Below are 23594 nucleotides of genomic sequence, written 5' to 3'. Positions count from 1 at the left end.
AAATGGTAATGGTGAATCGAGCGGGAATGACTAAAAATGTATCGTCCCATTCAAAACAATCCTCTGCTCAATCCCATCAATGCTCTCCCGACGCTCGGTAACCAATTCCACATCAAACAATGAATCCAATTTCCACGCCAGGCCAAGCCGATAAGTGTCGCCGTTATTGCCGAGCGTTATCTCACTGTATGGCGTCAGGAGTCCGTGGCCACCGGGGCCGCCCATGCCATAGCCAAGACGCACATCCAAACTTGGGGCAGATCCCTGCGGCTCCGCGTCCTCATCGTCATCACGCAAATCCCGTTGCCAGAATTCTTGCAGGATACGGTCGGTCTCGCCGTATCCTGGCGTCAGACTAAATGACAACCCCCGCCCGTGCGGCGACCCCTGGAATTTGATCAGCCCGCTGACTCCCCACTCATCGGTATCACCCTTGTCGCGCACCAGCCCGCGCACCTTGCCTTCCAGCGTCAAACCTCTGGCGGCATCAACATAGCGCAACCCGCCGCCGACCTCGTTGCCGGCACCGGTATTGCCGGCGCCACCGTCATAACGAAGCCCGCCTTGCCAATTCAAATCCAACCGCGCGCCGTTGTTCAAAGACCAACTCCGAGTGCCTTCCAGCGTCAGGCGCAAGCGGCTGACATCCAGTTCCATAGCCGCGATTTGCTCACCGCCGGCCACGATCAATTCGCTGTGCAACGCTTCCGCTTTCACTCGCAGGTTGGTGGCGCCGGCATCCGGCAGAGGACCGCTCCCGCCCACAGCAAAGGTGCGTAAATCCAGATCGCTCGACGCGTGTTGCAGAGAATCGTCATCGTCAGTGATTTTCAGTTCGCCATCGCCATAGCCGAGCGTCGCCCAGAAATCCATCTGCCCCGAAGTCCAGCCCATATACGGATGAACGCTGGTCATATCCACTTGATATTCGCCACTGGCATCGTCGCGACCAGCGCGACCAGCGGTCTGCGGCGTGTGGTAGTTGCGATAATCCACATCGGCACGACTCCAGGACAAAGCGACCCCGGCGATCATGTCATCCATGTGAGCATCGGCGCCCAGATGCAGACTCAATAAATCACCATCCCAGTCCAACCGGTCGGAGCCGCTGATCTCGCGATAATCACCCGCGCCCCAGAAGGTCGGGACGGAGGTGCTTGGCGCAGCATCTTCCGACAGGGGTAGCACGAAGTCGGCGTCCGCCAGCAATTGCTTGATGCTGAACTGGTCATCGGCAAGCGCGCGCCCTTGCGCGGCGAGAATGTTCGCCAGGCTGGACTGACCGCCGACACTGGCGGCGCGGGCGGCATTCTTGCCGGCTTGCTCAATGCGCCGCGCCACTACTTCCACATTCTGGTCAGCCATGGTGCGCGCCACTTCCGACAAAATCACTCGATTCAGGTCGGCGAAATCGGGACTCGCCAGCACCTGCACGTTTCTGTTCGCTTGCGCCTGGTTCATCGCCTGGTCCATAACGGTGTAGGTGACGGTGTATTTCCCGACCTGGTTGGTGTTCAGAACGGTAGCATCAATGACGATGCGGTCAGTGAGGTCGCCAAACATGTTATCAACGGCGGTGGCACCTGGCTCCGCGTAATCCCCGCCCATTTCCATGGTCATGGGATTGGCACCGAGCAAGGTGATGGTCGGCGGCGTGGTATCCATGACAGTAATCATCTGCTGGGCGGAGCTACTCAGTTCATTGGTACCGGTTGCGGTCCAGGTGATCATGGTGTTACCCATGGGGAAGGCATCGGGCGCGTCGTCAGTGATGTCGGTTTCGCGGTCGGTGGAAGTGGCGGTGCCGTAGTCGGAGCGGTCGAGAGGGGTCATGGTCGCAATGGCCTCAAAGGTCTGGGCCGGCGGTGCGCTGATGTCCGGCGCGGTGGTGTCGGTGACCCTGACCGTGCGGGTCACGGTATCGGCATGGTTATCGGCGGTGTCGGTTACATCGTAGGTAACTTCGTAGGTTCCGACCGCGCTCGTGTCCACTGTGCCGGCAATGGCAATCCTGCTCGTTAGTTCGCTGTCATCATCCACCAGGTCGGTCGCGGTTGCCTCCAGTTCCGTATACCCCTCGCCCAACTCAATGATCTGCGGATTAGCACCGGTCAAGGCAATCATCGGCTTGGTGGTGTCGGTGACAGTAATCATCTGCCGGTCGGAGCTACTCAGTTTATTGGTATCGGTTGCAGTCCAGGTGATGACTGTGGTGCCCACCGGGAAAGTCTCGGGCGCGTCGTTGGTGATAGTAGCCGTGGTATTGGTGGAAGTGGCGGCGCCGAACTCAGCCCGGCTAATCGGTGCCAGGATCGCCGCGGCATCGGTGAAAGTGGCGATGCCGTAATCGGACGAGTCCAGCGGGGTCAAAGTAGCCGTCGCCTCAAAGGTTTCGTCGTCCGGTGCGGTAATCACCGGCGCGGTGGTGTCGGTGACCCTGACCGTGCGGGTCACGGTGTCGGCGCGGTTGCCGGCGGTGTCGGAAACATCGTAGGTGACGGTGTATTCCCCGACCCGGTCGGTGTTCACTGTGCCGGCAATGACAATCCTGCCGGTCAGTGCGGTGTCATCATCCACCAGGTCGGTGGCGGTTGCCTCCAGTTCAATATACTCATCGCCAAACTCAATGGTCTGCGGATTGGCACCGGTCAAGGCAATCACCGGCTTGGTGGTATCGGTGATGGCGACGGTCTGGGTTGCGGTTGCTTCATTACCCGAAGCATCGGTTGCCTTCCAGGTGATGGTGTGTTCTCCGACTACGAAGTTGTTGGTCGCCGGGCGGCGCGTAATCTCGAGCGCGTTATCTACCAAGTCAGTCGCGGTTGCCTGTCCCACGGTGACTGGCGTGGTGGGGCCGGTGGCTTCTTTGGATACATCTTCCGGCACGGTGATGTCCGGCTTGGTGGTATCGGTGATAGTGATGGTCTGGTCGGCAGTCTCTTTATTACCCACTGGATCGGTGGCGGTCCAGATGATGGTGGTGTCGCCCAGCGGGAAAGTATCGGGCGCGTCGTGGGTGATAGTCGCCGTGCCATCGGGGGAAGCAGCGGTGCCGTAGTGGTCGTTAGCGGTGAGCGGCGTCTGGGCACCAGTGGCTTCGGTGGTATAGAGCTCAGGCGCGGTGATGCCCGGCGCGGTGGTGTCGGTCACCCTGACCGTGCGGGTCTTCTGCACGGCGGCGTTGTTCTGGGCATCGGAGACATTGTAGGTGACGGTGTATTGCCCGACCACGTTCGTGTCCACTGTGCCGGCAATGTTAATCCTGCCGGTGAGGTCGCCATCCACCAGGTCGGTGGCGGTGGCCCGGTGTTCGGTATAAGCCGTGCCGAGTTCAACTGTGTTGTCGGCGGTGGTGTCCTTGAGCAGGGTAATCACCGGCGCGGTCTTATCGGTGATGGTGATGGTCTGCTCGGCAGTCTCTTCATTACCTGAAGCATCAGTTGCCTTCCAAGTGATGATGTGGACGCCTACGGCAAACTCATTGTCCGCTGGATTGCGGGTGATGGTCACCGAATCGGCGGCCAGGTCAGTCGCGGTTGCCTGTCCCACGGTGACTGGCGTGGTGGGGCCGGTGGCTTCTTTGGATACATCTTCCGGCACGGTGATGTCCGGCTTGGTGGTATCGGTGATGCGGATGGTCTGCTTGGCGGTGCTGCTCAGGCCATTGGTATCGGTGGCGGTCCAGGTGATGATGGTGTCGCCCAGCGGGAAAGTCTTGGGCGCGTCGTGGGTGATAGTCGCCGTGCCATCGGGGGAAGTGGCGGTGCTGTAGTGGTCGTTAGCGGTGAGCGGCGTCTGGGCACCAGTGGCTTCGGTGGTATAGAGCTCAGGTACGGTGATGTCCGGCGCGGTGGTGTCGGTGACCCTGACCGTGCGGGTCACGGTCTCGGTAGCGTTGCCGTTGGTGTCGGAGACATCGTAGGTGACGGTGTATGTTCCGACTGCGTTCGTGTCCACTGTGCCGGCAATGTCAATCCTGCTGGTGAGTTCGGTGTCATCATCCACCAGGTCGGTGGCGGTGGCCCGGTGTTCGGTATAAGTCGTGCCGAGTTCAACTGTGTTGTCGGCGGTGGTGTCCTTGATCAGGGTAATCACCGGCGCGGTCTTATCGGTGATGGTGATGGTCTGCTCGGCAGTCTCTTCATTACCTGAAGCATCAGTTGCCTTCCAAGTGATGATGTGGACACCTACGGCAAACTCATTGTCCGCTGGATTGCGGGTGATGGTCACCGAATCGGCGGCCAGGTCAGTCGCGGTTGCTTGACCCACGGTGACTGGCGTTGTCGGTCCGGTGGCTTCTTTGGATACCTCCGTCGGCGCGGTAATCATCGGCGCGGTGGTGTCGGTGACCCTGACCGTGCGGGTCACGGTATCGGCCGGGTTTTTGGCGGTGTCGGTTACATTGTAGGTGACCGAGTAATCTCCAACCCGGTTGATGTTCACTGCGCCACTGTCAATGACAATGTTGTCGGTGAGGTCGCCATCCACCAGGTCGGTAGCGGTGGCACCGTGGTCGGTATAACTGCCGCCGAGTTCAACCGTGTTGTCGGCCGGGGTGTCCTTGAGCAGGGTAATCACCGGCGCGGTGGTGTCCTCAACCGTGATCACCTGGGTAGCGGTCTCTTTGTTATCCGAAGCATCGGTGGCGGTCCAGGTGATGACTGTGGTGCCCAGCGGGAAGGTTTCGGGCGCGTTGTCGGTAATAATCGCCGTGCCATCGGGGGAAGTGGCGGTGCTGTATTCAGAGCGGCTAAGCGATGTCAGGGTAGCAGTCGCCTCAAAGGTCTGGTCGTTTGGTGCGGTGATGTCCGGCGCGGTGGTGTCGGTGACCATGACCGTGCGGGTCTTCTGCACGGCGGCGTTGTTCTGGGCATCGGTTACATTGTAGGTGATGGTGTATTGCCCGACCACGTTCGTGTCCACTGTGCCGGCAATGACAATCCTGCCGGTCAGTGCGGTGTCATCATCCACCCGATCGGTGGCGGTGGCACCGTGGTCGGTATAACTGCCGCCGAGTTCAACCGTGTTGTCGGCCGGGGTGTCCTTGAGCAGGGTAATCACCGGCGCGGTGGTGTCCTCAACCGTGATCACCTGGGTAGCGGTCTCTTTGTTATCCGAAGCATCGGTGGCGGTCCAGGTGATGGTGGTATCACCCAGCGGGAAAGTCTTGGGCGCGTTGTCGGTAATAATCGCCGTGCCATCGCTGGAAGTGGCGGTGCTGTATTCAGAGCGGCTAAGCGATGTCAGGGTAGCAGTCGCTTCAAAGGTCTGGTCGTTTGGTGCGGTGATGTCCGGCGCGGTGGTGTCGGTGACCCTGACGGTGCGGGTCTTCTGCACGGCGGCGTTGTTCTGGGCATCGGTTACATTGTAGGTGATGGTGTATTGCCCGACCACGTTCGTGTCCACTGTGCCGGCAATGACAATCCTGCCGGTCAGTGCGGTGTCATCATCCACCCGGTCGGTGGCGGTGGCACCGTGGTCGGTATAACTGCCGCCGAGTTCAACCGTGTTGTCGGCCGGGGTGTTCTTCAGCAGGGTAATCACCGGCGCGGTGGTGTCCTCAACCGTGATCACCTGGGTAGCGGTGAGTTTGTTATCCGAAGCATCGGTGGCGGTCCAGGTGATGACTGTGGTGCCCAGCGGGAAGGTTTCGGGCGCGTTGTCGGTAATAATCGCCGTGCCATCGGGGGAAGTGGCGGTGCTGTATTCAGAGCGGCCCAGTGGGGTCTGCTCGGCCGTGGCTTCGGTGGTATAGGGATCAGGTGCGGTGATGTCCGGCGCGGTGGTGTCGGTGACCATGACTGTGCGGGTCTTCTGCTCGGCGGCGTTACCGGCGGTGTCGGTTACCTCGTAAGTGACCGTGTAGGTCCCGACCGTGCTCGTGTCCACGTTGTTCGCATCAATGACAATGTTGCCGGTGAGTTCGGTGTCATTATCCACCAGGTCGGTCGCCGTTGCCTTCAGTTCGGTATACCCCTCGCCAAACTCAATGGTCTGCGGATTGGCACCGGTCAAGGTAATCACCGGCGCGGTGGTATCGGTGATAGTAATGGTCTGCTTGGCGGTGGCGAAGTTACCGCTCGCATCCGTGGCCTTCCAGGTGATGGTGTGTTCTCCGACTGCGAAGTCGTTGGTCTCCGGGCTACGAGTGATGCGGGGGTCCGGGTCGGCCAAGTCAGTAGCGGTTGCCTGTCCCACACTGACTGGCGTGGTCGGGCCGGTGGCTTCCGCCACCACATTTGCCGGTGCAATGATAGTCGGCGGTATGTTGTCAGGGGCGATCTGGGCAGCGGTCAAGGTGACCGTGCGGGTCTTCTGCTCGGCGGCGTTACCGGCGGTGTCGGTTACATCGTAAGTGACCGTGTAGGTTCCGACCGTGCTCGTGTCCACGTTGTTCGCATCAATGACAATGTTGCCGGTGAGGTCGCCATCCACCAGATCGGTGGCGGTGGCACCGTGTTCGGTGTAAGCCATGCCGAAATGGATGGTCTGCGGATTATCACCGGTCAGGGTGATAATCGGCTTGCCGGTGTCGATGACCCTGACCGTGCGGGTCTTCTGCTCGGCGGCGTTACCGGCGGTGTCGGTTACATCGTAAGTGACCGTGTAGGTCCCGACCGTGCTCGTGTCCACGTTGTTCGCATCAATGACAATGTTGCCGGTGAGTTCGGTGTCATTATCCACCAGGTCGGTCGCCGTTGCCTTCAGTTCGGTATACCCCTCGCCAAACTCAATGATCTGCGGATTGGCACCGGTCAAGGTAATCACCGGCGCGGTGGTATCGGTGATAGTAATGGTCTGCTTGGCGGTGGCGAAGTTACCGCTCGCATCCGTGGCCTTCCAGGTGATGGTGTGTTCTCCGACTGCGAAGTCGTTGGTCTCCGGGCTGCGAGTGATTCGGGGGTCCGGGTCGGCCAAGTCAGTAGCGGTTGCCTGTCCCACACTGACTGGCGTGGTCGGGCCGGTGGCTTCCGCCACCACATTTGCCGGTGCAATGATAGTCGGCGGTATGTTGTCAGGGGCGATCTGGGCAGCGGTCAAGGTGACCGTGCGGGTCTTCTGCTCGGCGGCGTTACCGGCGGTGTCGGTTACATCGTAAGTGACCGTGTAGGTTCCGACCGTGCTCGTGTCCACGTTGTTCGCATCAATGACAATGTTGCCGGTGAGGTCGCCATCCACCAGATCGGTGGCGGTGGCACCGTGTTCGGTGTAAGCCATGCCGAAATGGATGGTCTGCGGATTATCACCAGTCAGGGTGATAATCGGCTTGCCGGTGTCGATGACCCTGACCGTGCGGGTCTTCTGCTCGGCGGCGTTACCGGCGGTGTCGGTTACATCGTAGGTGACAGTGTATTGCCCGACCGCGTTCGTGTTCACTGCACTACTGTCAATGACAATGCTGCCGGTGAGGTCGCCATCCACCAAATCGGTGGCGGTGGCGCCGTGTTCGGTGTAAGCCATGCCGAAATGGATGGTCTGCGGATTAGCGCCGGTCAGGGTGATAATCGGCTTGCCGGTGTCGATGACCCTGACCGTGCGGGTCTTCTGCTCGGCGGCGTTACCGGCGGCGTCGGTTACATCGTAGGTGACCGAGTAATCCCCGACTCGGTCGGTGTTCACTGCACTACTGTCAATGACAATGCTGCCGGTGAGTTCGCCATCCACCCGATCGGTGGCCGTTGCATTCAGTTCGGCATACCCCTCGCCAAACTCAATGGTCTGCGGATTATCACCGGTCAGGGTGATAATCGGCTTGCCGGTGTCGATGACCCTGACCGTGCGGGTCTTCTGCTCGGCGGCGTTACCGGCGGCGTCGGTTACATCGTAGGCGACCGGGTATTCCCCGACCCGGTCTGTGTTCACCGCGCTGCTGTCAATAACAATGCTGCCGGTGAGTTCGGTGTCATCATCCACCCGATCGGTAGCGGTGGCATTCAGTTCGGTGTAAGCCATGCCGAAATGGATGGTCTGCGGATTATCACCAGTCAGGGTGATAATCGGCTTGGTGTTGTCGATGACCCTGACGGTGCGGGTCTTCTGCTCGGCGGCGTTACCGGCGGTGTCGGTTACATCGTAGGTGACCGAGTAATCTCCAACCCGGTTGATGTTCACTGCACTACTGTCAATGACAATGCTGCCGGTGAGTTCGGTGTCATCATCCACCAGGTCGGTCGCCGTTGCATTCAGTTCGGTATACTCCTCGCCAAACTCGATGGTCTGCGGATTATCACCGGTCAGGGTGATAATCGGCTTGCCGGTGTCGATGACCCTGACCGTGCGGGTCTTCTGCTCGGCGGCGTTACCGGCGGTGTCGGTTACATCGTAGGCGACGGTGTATTGCCCGACCGCGTTCGTGTTCACTGCACTACTGTCAATGACAATGCTGCCGATGAGGTCGCCATCCACCGCATCGGTGGCCGTTGCATTCAGTTCGGTGTAAGCCATGCCGAAATGGATGGTCTGCGGATTATCACCGGTCAGGGTGATAATCGGCTTAGTGTTGTCTTCAACGATGACCGTGCGGGTCTTCTGCTCGGCGGCGTTGCCGGCGGCGTCGGTTACATCGTAGGTGACCGAGTAATCTCCAACCCGGTTGATGTTCACTGCACTACTGTCAATGACAATGCTGCCGGTGAGTTCGGTGTCATCATCCACCAGGTCGGTCGCCGTTGCATTCAGTTCGGTGTAAGCCATGCCGAAATGGATGGTCTGCGGATTATCACCAGTCAGGGTGATAATCGGCTTGCCGGTGTCGATGACCCTGACCGTGCGGGTCTTCTGCTCGGCGGCGTTACCGGCGGTGTCGGTTACATCGTAGGTGACCTGGTACTCTCCAACCCGGTCGGTGATTACCTCGTCACCGGCAATGACAATCCTGCGGGTGAGTTCAATGTCATCATCCACCAGGTCGGTAGCGGTTGCCTTCAGTTCGGTATAGCCCTCGCCAAACTCGATGGTCTGCGGATTATCACCAGTCAGGGTGATAATCGGCTTGCCGGTGTCGATGACCCTGACCGTGCGGGTCTTCTGCTCGGCGGCGTTACCGGTAGTGTCGGTTACATCGTAGGTGACCGAGTAATCCCCGACTCGGTCGGTGTTCACTGCACTACTGTCAATGACAATGTTGTCGGTGAGGTCGCCATCCACCGCATCGGTCGCCGTTGCATTCAGTTCGGTGTAAGCCATGCCGAAATGGATGGTCTGCGGATTAGCGCCGGTCAGGGTGATAATCGGCTTGCCGGTGTCGATGACCCTGACCGTGCGGGTCTTCTGCTCGGCGGCGTTACCGGCGGTGTCGGTTACCTCGTAGGTGACCGAGTAATCCCCGACTCGGTCGGTGTTCACTGCACTACTGTCAATGACAATGTTGCCGGTGAGGTCGCCATCCACCCGATCGGTGGCGGTGGCGCCGTGTTCGGTGTAAGCCATGCCGAAATGGATGGTCTGCGGATTATCACCGGTCAGGGTGATCATCGGCTTGCCGGTGTCGATGACCCTGACCGTGCGGGTCTTCTGCTCGGCGGCGTTACCGGCGGTGTCGGTTACATCGTAGGTAACAGTGTATTGCCCGACCGCGTTCGTGTTCACTGCACTACTGTCAATGACAATGCTGCCGGTGAGGTCGCCATCCACCGCATCGGTGGCGGTGGCGCCGTGTTCGGTGTAAGCCATGCCGAAATGGATGGTCTGCGGATTATCACCGGTCAGGGTGATCACCGGCTTGCCGGTGTCGATGACCCTGACCGTGCGGGTCTTCTGCTCGGCGGCGTTACCGGCGGTGTCGGTTACATCGTAGGTGACCGAATAATCTCCAACTCGGTTGATGTTCACTGCACTACTGTCAATGACAATGCTGCCGGTGAGGTCGCCATCCACCAGGTCGGTCGCCGTTGCATTCAGTTCGGTATAGCCCTCGCCAAACTCGATGGTCTGCGGATTATCACCGGTCAGGGTGATAATCGGCTTGCCGGTGTCGATGACCCTGACCGTGCGGGTCTTCTGCTCGGCGGCGTTACCGGCGGTGTCGGTTACATCGTAGGTGACTGAGTAATCCCCGACTCGGTCGGTGTTCACTGCGCTGCTGTCAATGACAATCTTGCCGGTGAGTTCGCCATCCACCGCATCGGTGGCCGTTGCATTCAGTTCGGCATACCCCTCGCCAAACTCGATGGTCTGTGGATTAGCGCCGGTCAGGGTAATCATCGGCTTGGTGTTGTCGATGACCCTGACCGTGCGGGTCTTCTGCTCGGCGGCGTTACCGGCGGTGTCGGTTACATCGTAGGTGACCGAGTAATCCCCGACTCGGTCGGTGTTCACTGCACTACTGTCAATGACAATGCTGCCGGTGAGGTCGCCATCCACCAGATCGGTCGCCGCTGCATTCAGTTCGGTATACCCCTCGCCAAACTCGATGGTCTGTGGGTTAGCACCGGTCAAGGTAATCTCCGGCACGGTAGCATCGGTGATGGTGATGGTCTGCACGGCGGTCGCTTCATTACCCGAAGCATCGGTTGCCTTCCAAGTGATGCTGTGGACGCCTACGGCAAACTCATTGTCCAGCGGGATGCGGGTAACCTCTGGCATGGAGTCCACCCGATCAGTGGCCGTTGCTTGACCCACACTGACAGGCGTGGTCGGTCCGGTGGCTTCCGCCACCACATTTGCCGGTGCAATGATAGTCGGTGGCACGTTGTCAGGGGCGATCTGGGGAGCGGTTATGGTGACCCTGCGGGTCTTCTGCGCGGCGGCGTTACCGGCGGTGTCGGTTACATTGTAGGTGACCGAGTAATCCCCGACCCGGTCAGTGTTCACTGCACTGCTGTCAATGACAATGCTACCGGTGAGTTCGATGTCATCATCCACCAGATCGGTCGCCGTTGCATTCAGTTCGGTGTAAGCCATGCCAAACTCGATGGTCTGCGGATTAGCGCCGGTCAGGGTAATCACCGGCTTGCCGGCGTCGGTGACCCTGACTGTGCGCGTCACGGTATCGGCGGCGTTACCGGCGGCGTCGGTTACATTGTAGGTGACGGTGTATTCCCCGACCGCACTCGTGTCCACGTTGTCCGTATTAATGACAATGTTGCCGGTGAGGTCGCCATCCACCCGATCGGTAGCGGTGGCATTCAGTTCGGTATAGCCCTCGCCAAACTCGATAGTCTGCGGATTATCACCGGTCAGGGTGATAATCGGCTTGCCGGTGTCGATGACCCTGACCGTGCGGGTCTTCTGCTCGGCGGCGTTACCGGCGGTGTCGGTTACATCGTAGGTGACCGAGTAGTCCCCGACTCGGTCGGTGTTCACTGCACTACTGTCAATGACAATGCTGCCGGTGAGGTCGCCATCCACCCGATCGGTGGCCGTTGCATTCAGTTCGGTGTAAGCCGTGCCAAACTCAATGATCTGCGGATTATCACCGGTCAGGGTGATAATCGGCTTGCCGGTGTCGATGACCCTGACCGTGCGGGTCACGGTATCGGCGGCGTTGCCGGCGGCGTCGGTTACATCGTAGGCGACGGTGTATTCCCCGACCCGGTCGGTGTTCACCGCGCTGCTGTCAATGACAATGCTGCCGGTGAGGTCGCCATCCACCGCATCGGTCGCCGTTGCATTCAGTTCGGCATACTCCTCGCCAAACTCAATGATCTGCGGATTGGCGCCGGTCAAGGTAATCACCGGCGCTGTGGTGTCCACAACCGTGATGGTTTGCTTGGCCGTCATTTCATTGCTTGAAGCATCGGTTGCGGTCCAGGTGATGATGGTGTCGCCCAGCGGGAAAGTATCGGGCGCGTCGTCGGTGATGTCGCCATCGGAGGACCTGGCGATGCCGTAATCGTCCCGGCTAAGCGGTGTCGCCGTGGCCGTCGCCTCAAAGGTCTGGTCGTGCGGGGCGGTGATGTCCGGCGCGGTGGTGTCGGTCACCCTGACGGTGCGGGTCTTCTGCACGGCGGCGTTGTTCTGGGCATCGGAGACATTGTAGGTGACGGTGTATTCCCCGACCGCGTTTGCGTCCACGTTGTCCGTATTAATATCAATGCTGCCGGTAAGGTCACCGTCCACTGCATCGGTGGCGGTGGCGCCGTGTTCGGTATAAACCGTGCCGAGTTCGATCCGGTTGTTGTCGGCGGTGTTTTTCAGCAGGGTAATCACCGGCGCTGTGGTGTCCACAACCGTGATGATCTGCTTGGCCGTCATTTCATTGCTTGAAGCATCGGCGGCTGTCCAGGTAATAGTGGTGTCGCCCAGCGGGAAAGTATCGGGCGCGTCGTCGGTGATGTCGCCATCGGCGGACCTGGCGATGCCGTAATCGGAGCGATCAAGCGGGGTCAAAGTAGCCGTCGCCTCAAAGGTTTCGTCATCCGGGGCGGTAATGGCCGGCGCCGTGGTGTCGGTGACCCTGACCGTGCGGGTCACGGTATCGGCCGGGTTTTTGGCGGTGTCGGTTACATTGTAGGTGACCGAGTAATCTCCAACTCGGTTGATGTTCACTGCACTACTGTCAATGACAATGTTGCCGGTGAGGTCGCCATCCACCCGATCGGTGGCCGTTGCATTCAGTTCGGTATACCCCTCGCCAAACTCGATGGTCTGCGGGTTAGCGCCGGTCAAGGTGATAATCGGCTTGCCGGCGTCGATGACCCTGACCGTGCGGGTCTTCTGCTCGGCGGCGTTACCGGCGGTGTCGGTTACATCGTAGGTGACCGAGTAATCCCCGACCCGGTCGGTGTTCACCGCACTGCTGTCAATGACAATGCTGCCGGTGAGGTCGCCATCCACCAGGTCGGTGGCCGTTGCATTCAGTTCGGTGTACCCCTCGCCAAACTCGATAGTCTGCGGATTATCACCAGTCAGGGTGATAATCGGCTTGCCGGTGTCGATGACCCTGACCGTGCGGGTCTTCTGCTCGGCGGCGTTACCGGCGGTGTCGGTTACATCGTAGGTGACCGAGTAATCCCCGACTCGGTCGGTGTTCACTGCACTACTGTCAATGACAATGTTGTCGGTGAGTTCGCCATCCACCGCATCGGTCGCCGTTGCATTCAGTTCGGTGTAAGCCATGCCGAAATGGATGGTCTGCGGATTATCACCAGTCAGGGTGATAATCGGCTTGCCGGTGTCGATGACCCTGACCGTGCGGGTCTTCTGCTCGGCGGCGTTACCGGCGGCGTCGGTTACATCGTAGGTGACCGTGTAATCCCCGACTCGGTCGGTGTTCACCGCGCTGCTGTCAATGACAATGCTGCCGGTGAGTTCGCCATCCACCAGATCGGTGGCCGTTGCATTCAGTTCGGTGTAAGCCGTGCCGAAATGGATGGTCTGCGGATTATCACCAGTCAGGGTGATCACCGGCTTGCCGGCGTCGATGACCATGACCGTGCGGGTCTTCTGCTCGGCGGCGTTACCAGCGGTGTCGGTTACATCGTAGGTGACCGAGTAATCCCCGACTCGGTCGGTGTTCACCGCGCTGCTGTCAATGACAATGCTGCCGGTGAGGTCGCCATCCACCGCATCAGTCGCCGTTGCATTCAGTTCGGTGTAAGCCATGCCGAAATGGATGGTCTGCGGATTATCACCAGTCAGGGTGATAATCGGCTTGCCGGTGTCGATGACCCTGACCGTGCGGGTCTTCTGCTCGGCGGCGTTACCGGCGGTGTCGGTTACATCGTAAGTGACCGTGTAGGTTCCGACCGTGCTCGTGTCCACGTTGTTCGCATCAATGACAATGTTGCCGGTGAGTTCGATGTCATCATCCACCAGATCGGTGGCGGTTGCATTCAGTTCGGCGTACCCCTCGCCAAACTCGATGGTCTGCGGATTAGCGCCGGTCAGGGTGATCACCGGCTTGCCGGCGTCGATGACCCTGACCGTGCGCGTCACGGTATCGGCGGCGTTACCGGCGGCATCGGTTACATTGTAGGTGACCGAGTAATCCCCGACCCGGTCGGTGTTCACTGCACTGCTGTCAATGACAATGTTGCCGGTGAGTTCGCCATCCACCAGGTCGGTGGCCGTTGCATTCAGTTCGGTGTAAGCCATGCCGAAATGGATGGTCTGCGGATTAGCACCGGTCAGGGTGATGATTGGCTTGCCGGTGTCGATGACCCTGACCGTGCGGGTCTTCTGCTCGGCCGGGTTGCCGGCGTCGTCGGTTACATCGTAGGTGACCGAGTAATCCCCGACTCGGTCGGTGTTCACTGCACTACTGTCAATGACAATGTTGCCGGTGAGTTCGCCATCCACCAGGTCGGTGGCCGTTGCATTCAGTTCGGTGTAAGCCATGCCGAAATGGATGGTCTGCGGATTATCACCAGTCAGGGTGATAATCGGCTTGCCGGTGTCGATGACCCTGACCGTGCGGGTCTTCTGCTCGGCGGCGTTACCGGCGGTGTCGGAGACATCGTAGGTGACCTGGTACTCTCCAACCCGGTCGGTGATTACCTCGTCACCGGCAATGACAATCCTGCGGGTGAGTTCAATGTCATCATCCACCAGGTCGGTCGCCGTTGCATTCAGTTCGGTGTACCCCTCGCCAAACTCGATGGTCTGCGGATTATCACCAGTCAGGGTGATAATCGGCTTGCCGGTGTCGATGACCCTGACCGTGCGGGTCTTTTGCTCGGCGGCGTTACCGGCGGTGTCGGTTACATCGTAGGTGACCGAGTAATCTCCAACTCGGTTGATGTTCACTGCACTGCTGTCAATGACAATGCTACCGGTGAGGTCGCCATCCACCCGGTCGGTGGCCGTTGCATTCAGTTCGGTATAGCCCTCGCCAAACTCGATGGTCTGCGGATTATCACCGGTCAGGGTAATCACCGGCTTGCCGGCGTCGATGACCTTGACTGTGCGCGTCACGGTATCGGCGGCGTTACCGGCGGTGTCGGTTACATTGTAGGTTACATCGTAGGTGCCGAGCTGGTTGGTGATTACCTCGTCACCAGCAATGACAATCTTGCTGGTTAGTTCGGTGTCATCATCCACCAGATCGGTCGCCGTTGCCTCCAGTTCGGTGTAAGCCGTGCCAAACTCAATGATCTGCGGATTATCACCAGTCAGGGTGATAATCGGCTTGCCGGTGTCGATGACCCTGACCGTGCGGGTCTTCTGCTCGGCGGCGTTACCGGCGGTGTCGGTTACATCGTAAGTGACCGTGTAGGTTCCGACCGTGCTCGTGTCCACGTTGTTCGCATCAATGACAATGTTGCCGGTGAGTTCAATGTCATCATCCACCAGGTCGGTAGCGGTTGCCTTCAGTTCGGTGTAAGCCATGCCAAACTCGATGGTCTGCGGATTATCACCAGTCAGGGTGATAATCGGCTTGCCGGTGTCGATGACCCTGACCGTGCGGGTCTTCTGCTCGGCGGCGTTACCGGCGGTGTCGGTTACATCGTAGGTGACCTGGTACTCTCCAACCCGGTCGGTGATTACCTCGTCACCGGCAATGACAATGTTGCCGGTGAGTTCGCCATCCACCAGGTCGGTCGCCGTTGCATTCAGTTCGGTGTAAGCCATGCCGAAATGGATGGTCTGCGGATTATCACCAGTCAGGGTGATAATCGGCTTGCCGGTGTCGATGACCCTGACCGTGCGGGTCTTCTGCTCGGCGGCGTTACCGGCGGCGTCGGTTACATCGTAGGTGACCGAGTAATCCCCGACTCGGTCGGTGTTCACTGCACTACTGTCAATGACAATGTTGCCGGTGAGTTCGCCATCCACCAGGTCGGTGGCCGTTGCATTCAGTTCGGTGTAAGCCATGCCGAAATGGATGGTCTGCGGATTATCACCGGTCAGGGTGATAATCGGCTTGCCGGTGTCGATGACCCTGACCGTGCGGGTCTTCTGCTCGGCGGCGTTACCGGCGGTGTCGGTTACATCGTAAGTGACCGTGTAGGTTCCGACCGTGCTCGTGTCCACGTTGTTCGCATCAATGACAATGTTGCCGGTGAGGTCGCCATCCACCCGGTCGGTGGCCGTTGCATTCAGTTCGGTATACCCCTCGCCAAACTCGATAGTCTGCGGATTATCACCAGTCAGGGTGATAATCGGCTTGCCGGTGTCGATGACCCTGACCGTGCGGGTCTTCTGCTCGGCGGCGTTACCGGCGGTGTCGGTTACATCGTAAGTGACCGTGTAGGTCCCGACCGTGCTCGTGTCCACGTTGTTCGCATCAATGACAATGTTGCCGGTGAGGTCGCCATCCACCCGGTCGGTGGCCGTTGCATTCAGTTCGGTATACCCCTCGCCAAACTCGATAGTCTGCGGATTATCACCAGTCAGGGTGATAATCGGCTTGCCGGTGTCGATGACCCTGACCGTGCGGGTCTTCTGCTCGGCGGCGTTACCGGCGGTGTCGGTTACATCGTAAGTGACCGTGTAGGTCCCGACCGTGCTCGTGTCCACGTTGTTCGCATCAATGACAATGTTGTCGGTGAGGTCGCCATCCACCAGGTCGGTGGCGGTTGCCTTCAGTTCGGTATACTCCTCGCCAAACTCGATGGTCTGCGGATTATCACCAGTCAGGGTGATAATCGGCTTGGTGTTGTCTTCAACGATGACCGTGCGGGTCTTCTGCTCGGCGGCGTTACCGGCGGTGTCGGTTACATCGTAGGTGACCGAGTAATCCCCGACTCGGTCGGTGTTCACTGCACTACTGTCAATGACAATGCTGCCGGTGAGGTCGCCATCCACCAGATCGGTGGCGGTGGCGCCGTGTTCGGTGTAAGCCATGCCGAAATGGATGGTCTGCGGATTATCACCGGTCAGGGTGATAATCGGCTTGCCGGTGTCGATGACCCTGACCGTGCGGGTCTTCTGCTCGGCGGCGTTACCGGCGGTGTCGGTTACATCGTAGGTGACCGAGTAATCCCCGACTCGGTCGGTGTTCACTGCACTACTGTCAATGACAATGTTGCCGGTGAGTTCGCCATCCACCAGGTCGGTGGCCGTTGCATTCAGTTCGGTGTAAGCCATGCCGAAATGGATGGTCTGCGGATTATCACCGGTCAGGGTGATAATCGGCTTGCCGGTGTCGGTGACCCTGACCGTGCGGGTCTTCTGCTCGGCGGCGTTACCGGCGGTGTCGGTTACATCGTAGGTGACCGAGTAATCCCCGACTCGGTCGGTGTTCACTGCACTACTGTCAATGACAATGTTGCCGGTGAGTTCGATGTCATCATCCACCAGGTCGGTAGCGGTTGCCTTCAGTTCGGTATACCCCTCGCCAAACTCGATGGTCTGCGGATTATCACCAGTCAGGGTGATAATCGGCTTGCCGGTGTCGATGACCCTGACCGTGCGGGTCTTCTGCTCGGCGGCGTTACCGGCGGTGTCGGTTACATCGTAGGTGACCGAGTAATCCCCAACTCGGTTGATGTTCACTGCACTACTGTCAATGACAATGTTGCCGGTGAGGTCGCCATCCACCAGATCGGTGGCGGTGGCGCCGTGTTCGGTGTAAGCCATGCCGAAATGGATGGTCTGCGGATTATCACCGGTCAGGGTGATAATCGGCTTGCCGGTGTCGATGACCCTGACCGTGCGGGTCATGGTCTCGGCGGCGTTACCGGCGGTGTCGGTTACATCGTAGGTGACCGAGTAATCCCCGACTCGGTCGGTGTTCACTGCACTACTGTCAATGACAATGTTGCCGGTGAGTTCGATGTCATCATCCACCAGGTCGGTAGCGGTTGCCTTCAGTTCGGTATAGCCCTCGCCAAACTCGATGGTCTGCGGATTATCACCAGTCAGGGTGATAATCGGCTTGCCGGTGTCGATGACCCTGACCGTGCGGGTCTTCTGCTCGGCGGCGTTACCGGCGGTGTCGGTTACATCGTAGGTGACCGAGTAATCCCCGACTCGGTCGGTGTTCACTGCACTACTGTCAATGACAATGTTGCTGGTGAGTTCGATGTCATCATCCACCAGGTCGGTCGCCGTTGCATTCAGTTCGGTGTAAGCCATGCCGAAATGGATGGTCTGCGGATTATCACCAGTCAGGGTGATAATCGGCTTGCCGGTGTCGATGACCCTGACCGTGCGGGTCTTCTGCTCGGCGGCGTTACCGGCAGTGTCGGTTACATTGTAGGTGACCGAGTAATCCCCGACTCGGTCGGTGTTCACTGCACTGCTGTCAATGACAATGTTGCCGGTGAGGTCGCCATCCACCAGGTCGGTGGCCGTTGCATTCAGTTCGGTGTAAGCCATGCCGAAATGGATGGTCTGCGGATTATCACCGGTCAGGGTAATCATCGGCTTGCCGGTGTCGATGACCCTGACCGTGCGGGTCTTCTGCTCGGCGGCGTTACCGGCGGTGTCGGTTACATCGTAAGTGACCGTGTAGGTTCCGACCGTGCTCGTGTCCACGTTGTTCGCATCAATAACAATGTTGCCGGTGAGGTCGCCATCCACCAGATCGGTCGCCGTTGCCTTCAGTTCGGTATAGCCCTCGCCAAACTCGATGGTCTGCGGATTATCACCAGTCAGGGTGATAATCGGCTTGCCGGTGTCGATGACCCTGACCGTGCGGGTCTTCTGCTCGGCGGCGTTACCGGCGGTGTCGGTTACATTGTAGGTAACAGTGTATTGCCCGACCGCGTTCGTGTTCACTGCACTACTGTCAATGACAATGCTGCCGGTGAGGTCGCCATCCACCGCATCGGTCGCCGTTGCATTCAGTTCGGTGTAAGCCATGCCGAAATGGATGGTCTGCGGATTATCACCAGTCAGGGTGATAATCGGCTTGGTGTTGTCGATGACCCTGACGGTGCGGGTCTTCTGCTCGGCGGCGTTACCGGCGGTGTCGGCTGCATCGTAGGTGACCGAGTAATCCCCGACTCGGTCGGTGTTCACTGCGCTGCTGTCAATGACAATCTTGCCGGTGAGTTCGCCATCCACCGCATCGGTGGCCGTTGCATTCAGTTCGGTGTAAGCCATGCCGAAATGGATGGTCTGCGGATTATCACCAGTCAGGGTGATAATCGGCTTGCCGGTGTCGATGACCCTGACCGTGCGGGTCTTCTGCTCGGCGGCGTTACCGGCGGTGTCGGTTACATCGTAGGTGACCGAATCCGTTGCATTCAGTTCGGTGTAAGCCATGCCGAAATGGATGGTCTGCGGATTATCACCAGTCAGGGTGATAATCGGCTTGCCGGTGTCGATGACCCTGACCGTGCGGGTCTTCTGCTCGGCGGCGTTACCGGCGGTGTCGGTTACATCGTAGGTGACCGAATAATCCCCGACTCGGTCGGTGTTCACTGCACTACTGTCAATGACAATGCTGCCGGTGAGGTCGCCATCCACCGCATCGGTCGCCGTTGCATTCAGTTCGGTGTAAGCCATGCCGAAATGGATGGTCTGCGGATTATCACCAGTCAGGGTGATAATCGGCTTGCCGGTGTCGATGACCCTGACCGTGCGGGTCTTCTGCTCGGCGGCGTTACCGGCGGTGTCGGTTACATCGTAGGTGACCGAGTAATCCCCGACTCGGTCGGTGTTCACTGCGCTGCTGTCAATGACAATCTTGCCGGTGAGTTCGCCATCCACCAGGTCGGTGGCCGTTGCATTCAGTTCGGTATAGCCCTCGCCAAACTCGATGGTCTGCGGATTATCACCGGTCAGGGTGATAATCGGCTTGGTGTTGTCGATGACCCTGACCGTGCGGGTCTTCTGCTCGGCGGCGTTACCGGCGGTGTCGGTTACATCGTAGGTGACCGAGTAATCCCCGACTCGGTCGGTGTTCACTGCACTACTGTCAATGACAATGTTGCCGGTGAGGTCGCCATCCACCGCATCGGTGGCCGTTGCATTCAGTTCGGTGTAAGCCATGCCGAAATGGATGGTCTGCGGATTATCACCAGTCAGGGTGATAATCGGCTTGCCGGTGTCGATGACCCTGACGGTGCGGGTCTTCTGCTCGGCGGCGTTACCGGCGGTGTCGGTTACATCGTAAGTGACCGTGTAGGTCCCGACCGTGCTCGTGTCCACGTTGTTCGCATCAATGACAATGTTGCCGGTGAGTTCAATGTCATCATCCACCAGGTCGGTAGCGGTTGCCTTCAGTTCGGTATACCCCTCGCCAAACTCAATGATCTGCGGATTATCACCGGTCAGGGTAATAATCGGCTTGCCGGTGTCGATGACCCTGACCGTGCGGGTCTTCTGCACGGCATGGTTACCAGCGGTGTCGGTTACATCGTAGGTGACCGTGTATTGCCCGACCGCGTTCGTGTTCACTGCACTACTGTCAATGACAATGCTGCCGGTGAGTTCGATGTCATCATCCACCCGATCGGTGGCGGTTGCCTTCAGTTCGGTATAGCCCTCGCCAAACTCGATGGTCTGCGGATTATCACCAGTCAGGGTGATAATCGGCTTGGTGTTGTCGATGACCCTGACCGTGCGGGTCTTCTGCTCGGCGGCGTTACCGGCGGTGTCGGTTACATCGTAGGTGACCGAATAATCTCCAACTCGGTCGGTGTTCACTGCACTACTGTCAATGACAATGCTGCCGGTGAGTTCGCCATCCACCAGATCGGTAGCGGTGGCATTCAGTTCGGTGTAAGCCATGCCAAACTCGATGGTCTGCGGATTAGCACCGGTCAGGGTGATGATTGGCTTGCCGGTGTCGATGACCCTGACCGTGCGGGTCTTTTGCACGGCGGCGTTACCGGCGGTGTCGGTTACATCGTAGGTGACGGTGTATTCCCCGACCCGGTCGGTGTTCACCGCGCTGCTGTCAATGACAATGCTGCCGGTGAGGTCGCCATCCACCCGATCGGTGGCGGTGGCATTCAGTTCGGTATAGCCCTCGCCAAACTCGATGGTCTGCGGATTATCACCAGTCAGGGTGATAATCGGCTTGGTGTTGTCGATGACCCTGACCGTGCGGGTCTTCTGCTCGGCGGCGTTACCGGCGGTGTCGGTTACATTGTAGGTGACCGAGTAATCCCCGACTCGGTCGGTGTTCACTGCGCTGCTGTCAATGGCAATGTTGCCGGTGAGTTCGCCATCCACCAGGTCGGTGGCGGTGGCGCCGTGTTCGGTGTAAGCCATGCCGAAATGGATGGTCTGCGGATTATCACCGGTCAGGGTGATAATCGGCTTAGTGTTGTCTTCAACGATGACCGTGCGGGTCTTCTGCTCGGCGGCGTTACCGGCGGTGTCGGTTACATTGTAGGTAACAGTGTATTGCCCGACCGCGTTCGTGTTCACTGCACTACTGTCAATGACAATGCTGCCGGTGAGTTCGCCATCCACCCGATCGGTGGCGGTGGCGCCGTGTTCGGTGTAAGCCATGCCGAAATGGATGGTCCGCGGATTATCACCAGTCAGGGTGATAATCGGCTTGCCGGTGTCGATGACCCTGACCGTGCGGGTCTTCTGCTCGGCGGCGTTACCGGCGGTGTCGGAGACATCGTAGGTGACCTGGTACTCTCCAACCCGGTCGGTGATTACCTCGTCACCGGCAATGACAATCCTGCGGGTGAGTTCAATGTCATCATCCACCAGGTCGGTCGCCGTTGCATTCAGTTCGGTGTACCCCTCGCCAAACTCGATAGTCTGCGGATTATCACCAGTCAGGGTGATAATCGGCTTGCCGGTGTCGATGACCCTGACCGTGCGGGTCTTCTGCTCGGCGGCGTTACCGGCGGTGTCGGTTACATCATAGGTTACATCGTAGGTGCCGAGCTGGTTGGTGATTACCTCGTCACCAGCAATGACAATCTTGCTGGTTAGTTCGGTGTCATCATCCACCCGATCGGTCGCCGTTGCCTCCAGTTCGGTGTAAGCCGTGCCAAACTCAATGATCTGCGGATTAGCACCGGTCAGGGTAATCACCGGCTTGCCGGTGTCGATGACCCTGACCGTGCGGGTCTTCTGCTCGGCGGCGTTACCGGCGGCGTCGGTTACATCGTAGGTGACCGAGTAATCCCCAACTCGGTTGATGTTCACTGCACTACTGTCAATGACAATGTTGCCGGTGAGGTCGCCATCCACCGCATCGGTCGCCGTTGCATTCAGTTCGGTGTAAGCCATGCCGAAATGGATGGTCTGCGGATTATCACCGGTCAGGGTGATAATCGGCTTGCCGGTGTCGGTGACCCTGACCGTGCGGGTCTTCTGCTCGGCGGCGTTACCGGCGGTGTCGGTTACATCGTAGGTGACCGAGTAATCCCCGACTCGGTCGGTGTTCACCGCGCTGCTGTCAATGACAATGTTGCCGGTGAGTTCGCCATCCACCGCATCGGTGGCCGTTGCATTCAGTTCGGTGTAAGCCATGCCGAAATGGATGGTCTGCGGATTATCACCAGTCAGGGTGATAATCGGCTTGCCGGTGTCGATGACCCTGACCGTGCGGGTCTTCTGCTCGGCGGCGTTACCGGCGGCGTCGGTTACATTGTAGGTGACCGAGTAATCTCCAACCCGGTCGGTGTTCACTGCACTGCTGTCAATGACAATGCTGCCGGTGAGTTCGCCATCCACCAGGTCGGTGGCCGTTGCATTCAGTTCGGTGTAAGCCATGCCGAAATGGATGGTCTGCGGATTATCACCAGTCAGGGTGATAATCGGCTTGCCGGTGTCGATGACCCTGACCGTGCGGGTCTTTTGCTCGGCGGCGTTACCGGCGGTGTCGGTTACATCGTAGGTGACCGAGTAATCTCCAACTCGGTTGATGTTCACTGCACTGCTGTCAATGACAATGCTACCGGTGAGGTCGCCATCCACCCGGTCGGTGGCCGTTGCATTCAGTTCGGTATAGCCCTCGCCAAACTCGATGGTCTGCGGATTATCACCGGTCAGGGTAATCACCGGCTTGCCGGCGTCGATGACCTTGACTGTGCGCGTCACGGTATCGGCGGCGTTACCGGCGGTGTCGGTTACATTGTAGGTTACATCGTAGGTGCCGAGCTGGTTGGTGATTACCTCGTCACCAGCAATGACAATCTTGCTGGTTAGTTCGGTGTCATCATCCACCAGATCGGTCGCCGTTGCCTCCAGTTCGGTGTAAGCCGTGCCAAACTCAATGATCTGCGGATTATCACCAGTCAGGGTGATAATCGGCTTGCCGGTGTCGATGACCCTGACCGTGCGGGTCTTCTGCTCGGCGGCGTTACCGGCGGTGTCGGTTACATCGTAAGTGACCGTGTAGGTTCCGACCGTGCTCGTGTCCACGTTGTTCGCATCAATGACAATGTTGCCGGTGAGTTCAATGTCATCATCCACCAGGTCGGTAGCGGTTGCCTTCAGTTCGGTGTAAGCCATGCCAAACTCGATGGTCTGCGGATTATCACCAGTCAGGGTGATAATCGGCTTGCCGGTGTCGATGACCCTGACCGTGCGGGTCTTCTGCTCGGCGGCGTTACCGGCGGTGTCGGTTACATCGTAGGTGACCTGGTACTCTCCAACCCGGTCGGTGATTACCTCGTCACCGGCAATGACAATGTTGCCGGTGAGTTCGCCATCCACCAGGTCGGTCGCCGTTGCATTCAGTTCGGTGTAAGCCATGCCGAAATGGATGGTCTGCGGATTATCACCAGTCAGGGTGATAATCGGCTTGCCGGTGTCGATGACCCTGACCGTGCGGGTCTTCTGCT

General features: G+C 58.9%; 1 protein-coding gene (cut by a window edge). It reads right to left on the bottom strand.

The window, feature by feature from the left end:
* Positions 1-30: 30 nt before the first annotated feature.
* A protein-coding gene (locus tag ACP158_RS02500) for an immunoglobulin-like domain-containing protein (RefSeq protein WP_424947411.1) crosses the window boundary here: on the bottom strand, positions 31-23594 show its 3' portion. Its footprint extends 15472 nt past the window's final position; the window shows 23564 of its 39036 coding nt (coding positions 15473-39036); its start codon lies off the right edge, out of view; its stop codon occupies positions 31-33.

The organism is Candidatus Spongiihabitans sp. (assembly GCF_965247905.1).
GTDB lineage: Bacteria > Pseudomonadota > Gammaproteobacteria > Arenicellales > Poriferihabitantaceae > Spongiihabitans.
The sequence above is the reverse complement of the archived record's forward strand: the minus strand, read 5'-3'. Positions and strand labels throughout refer to the sequence as shown.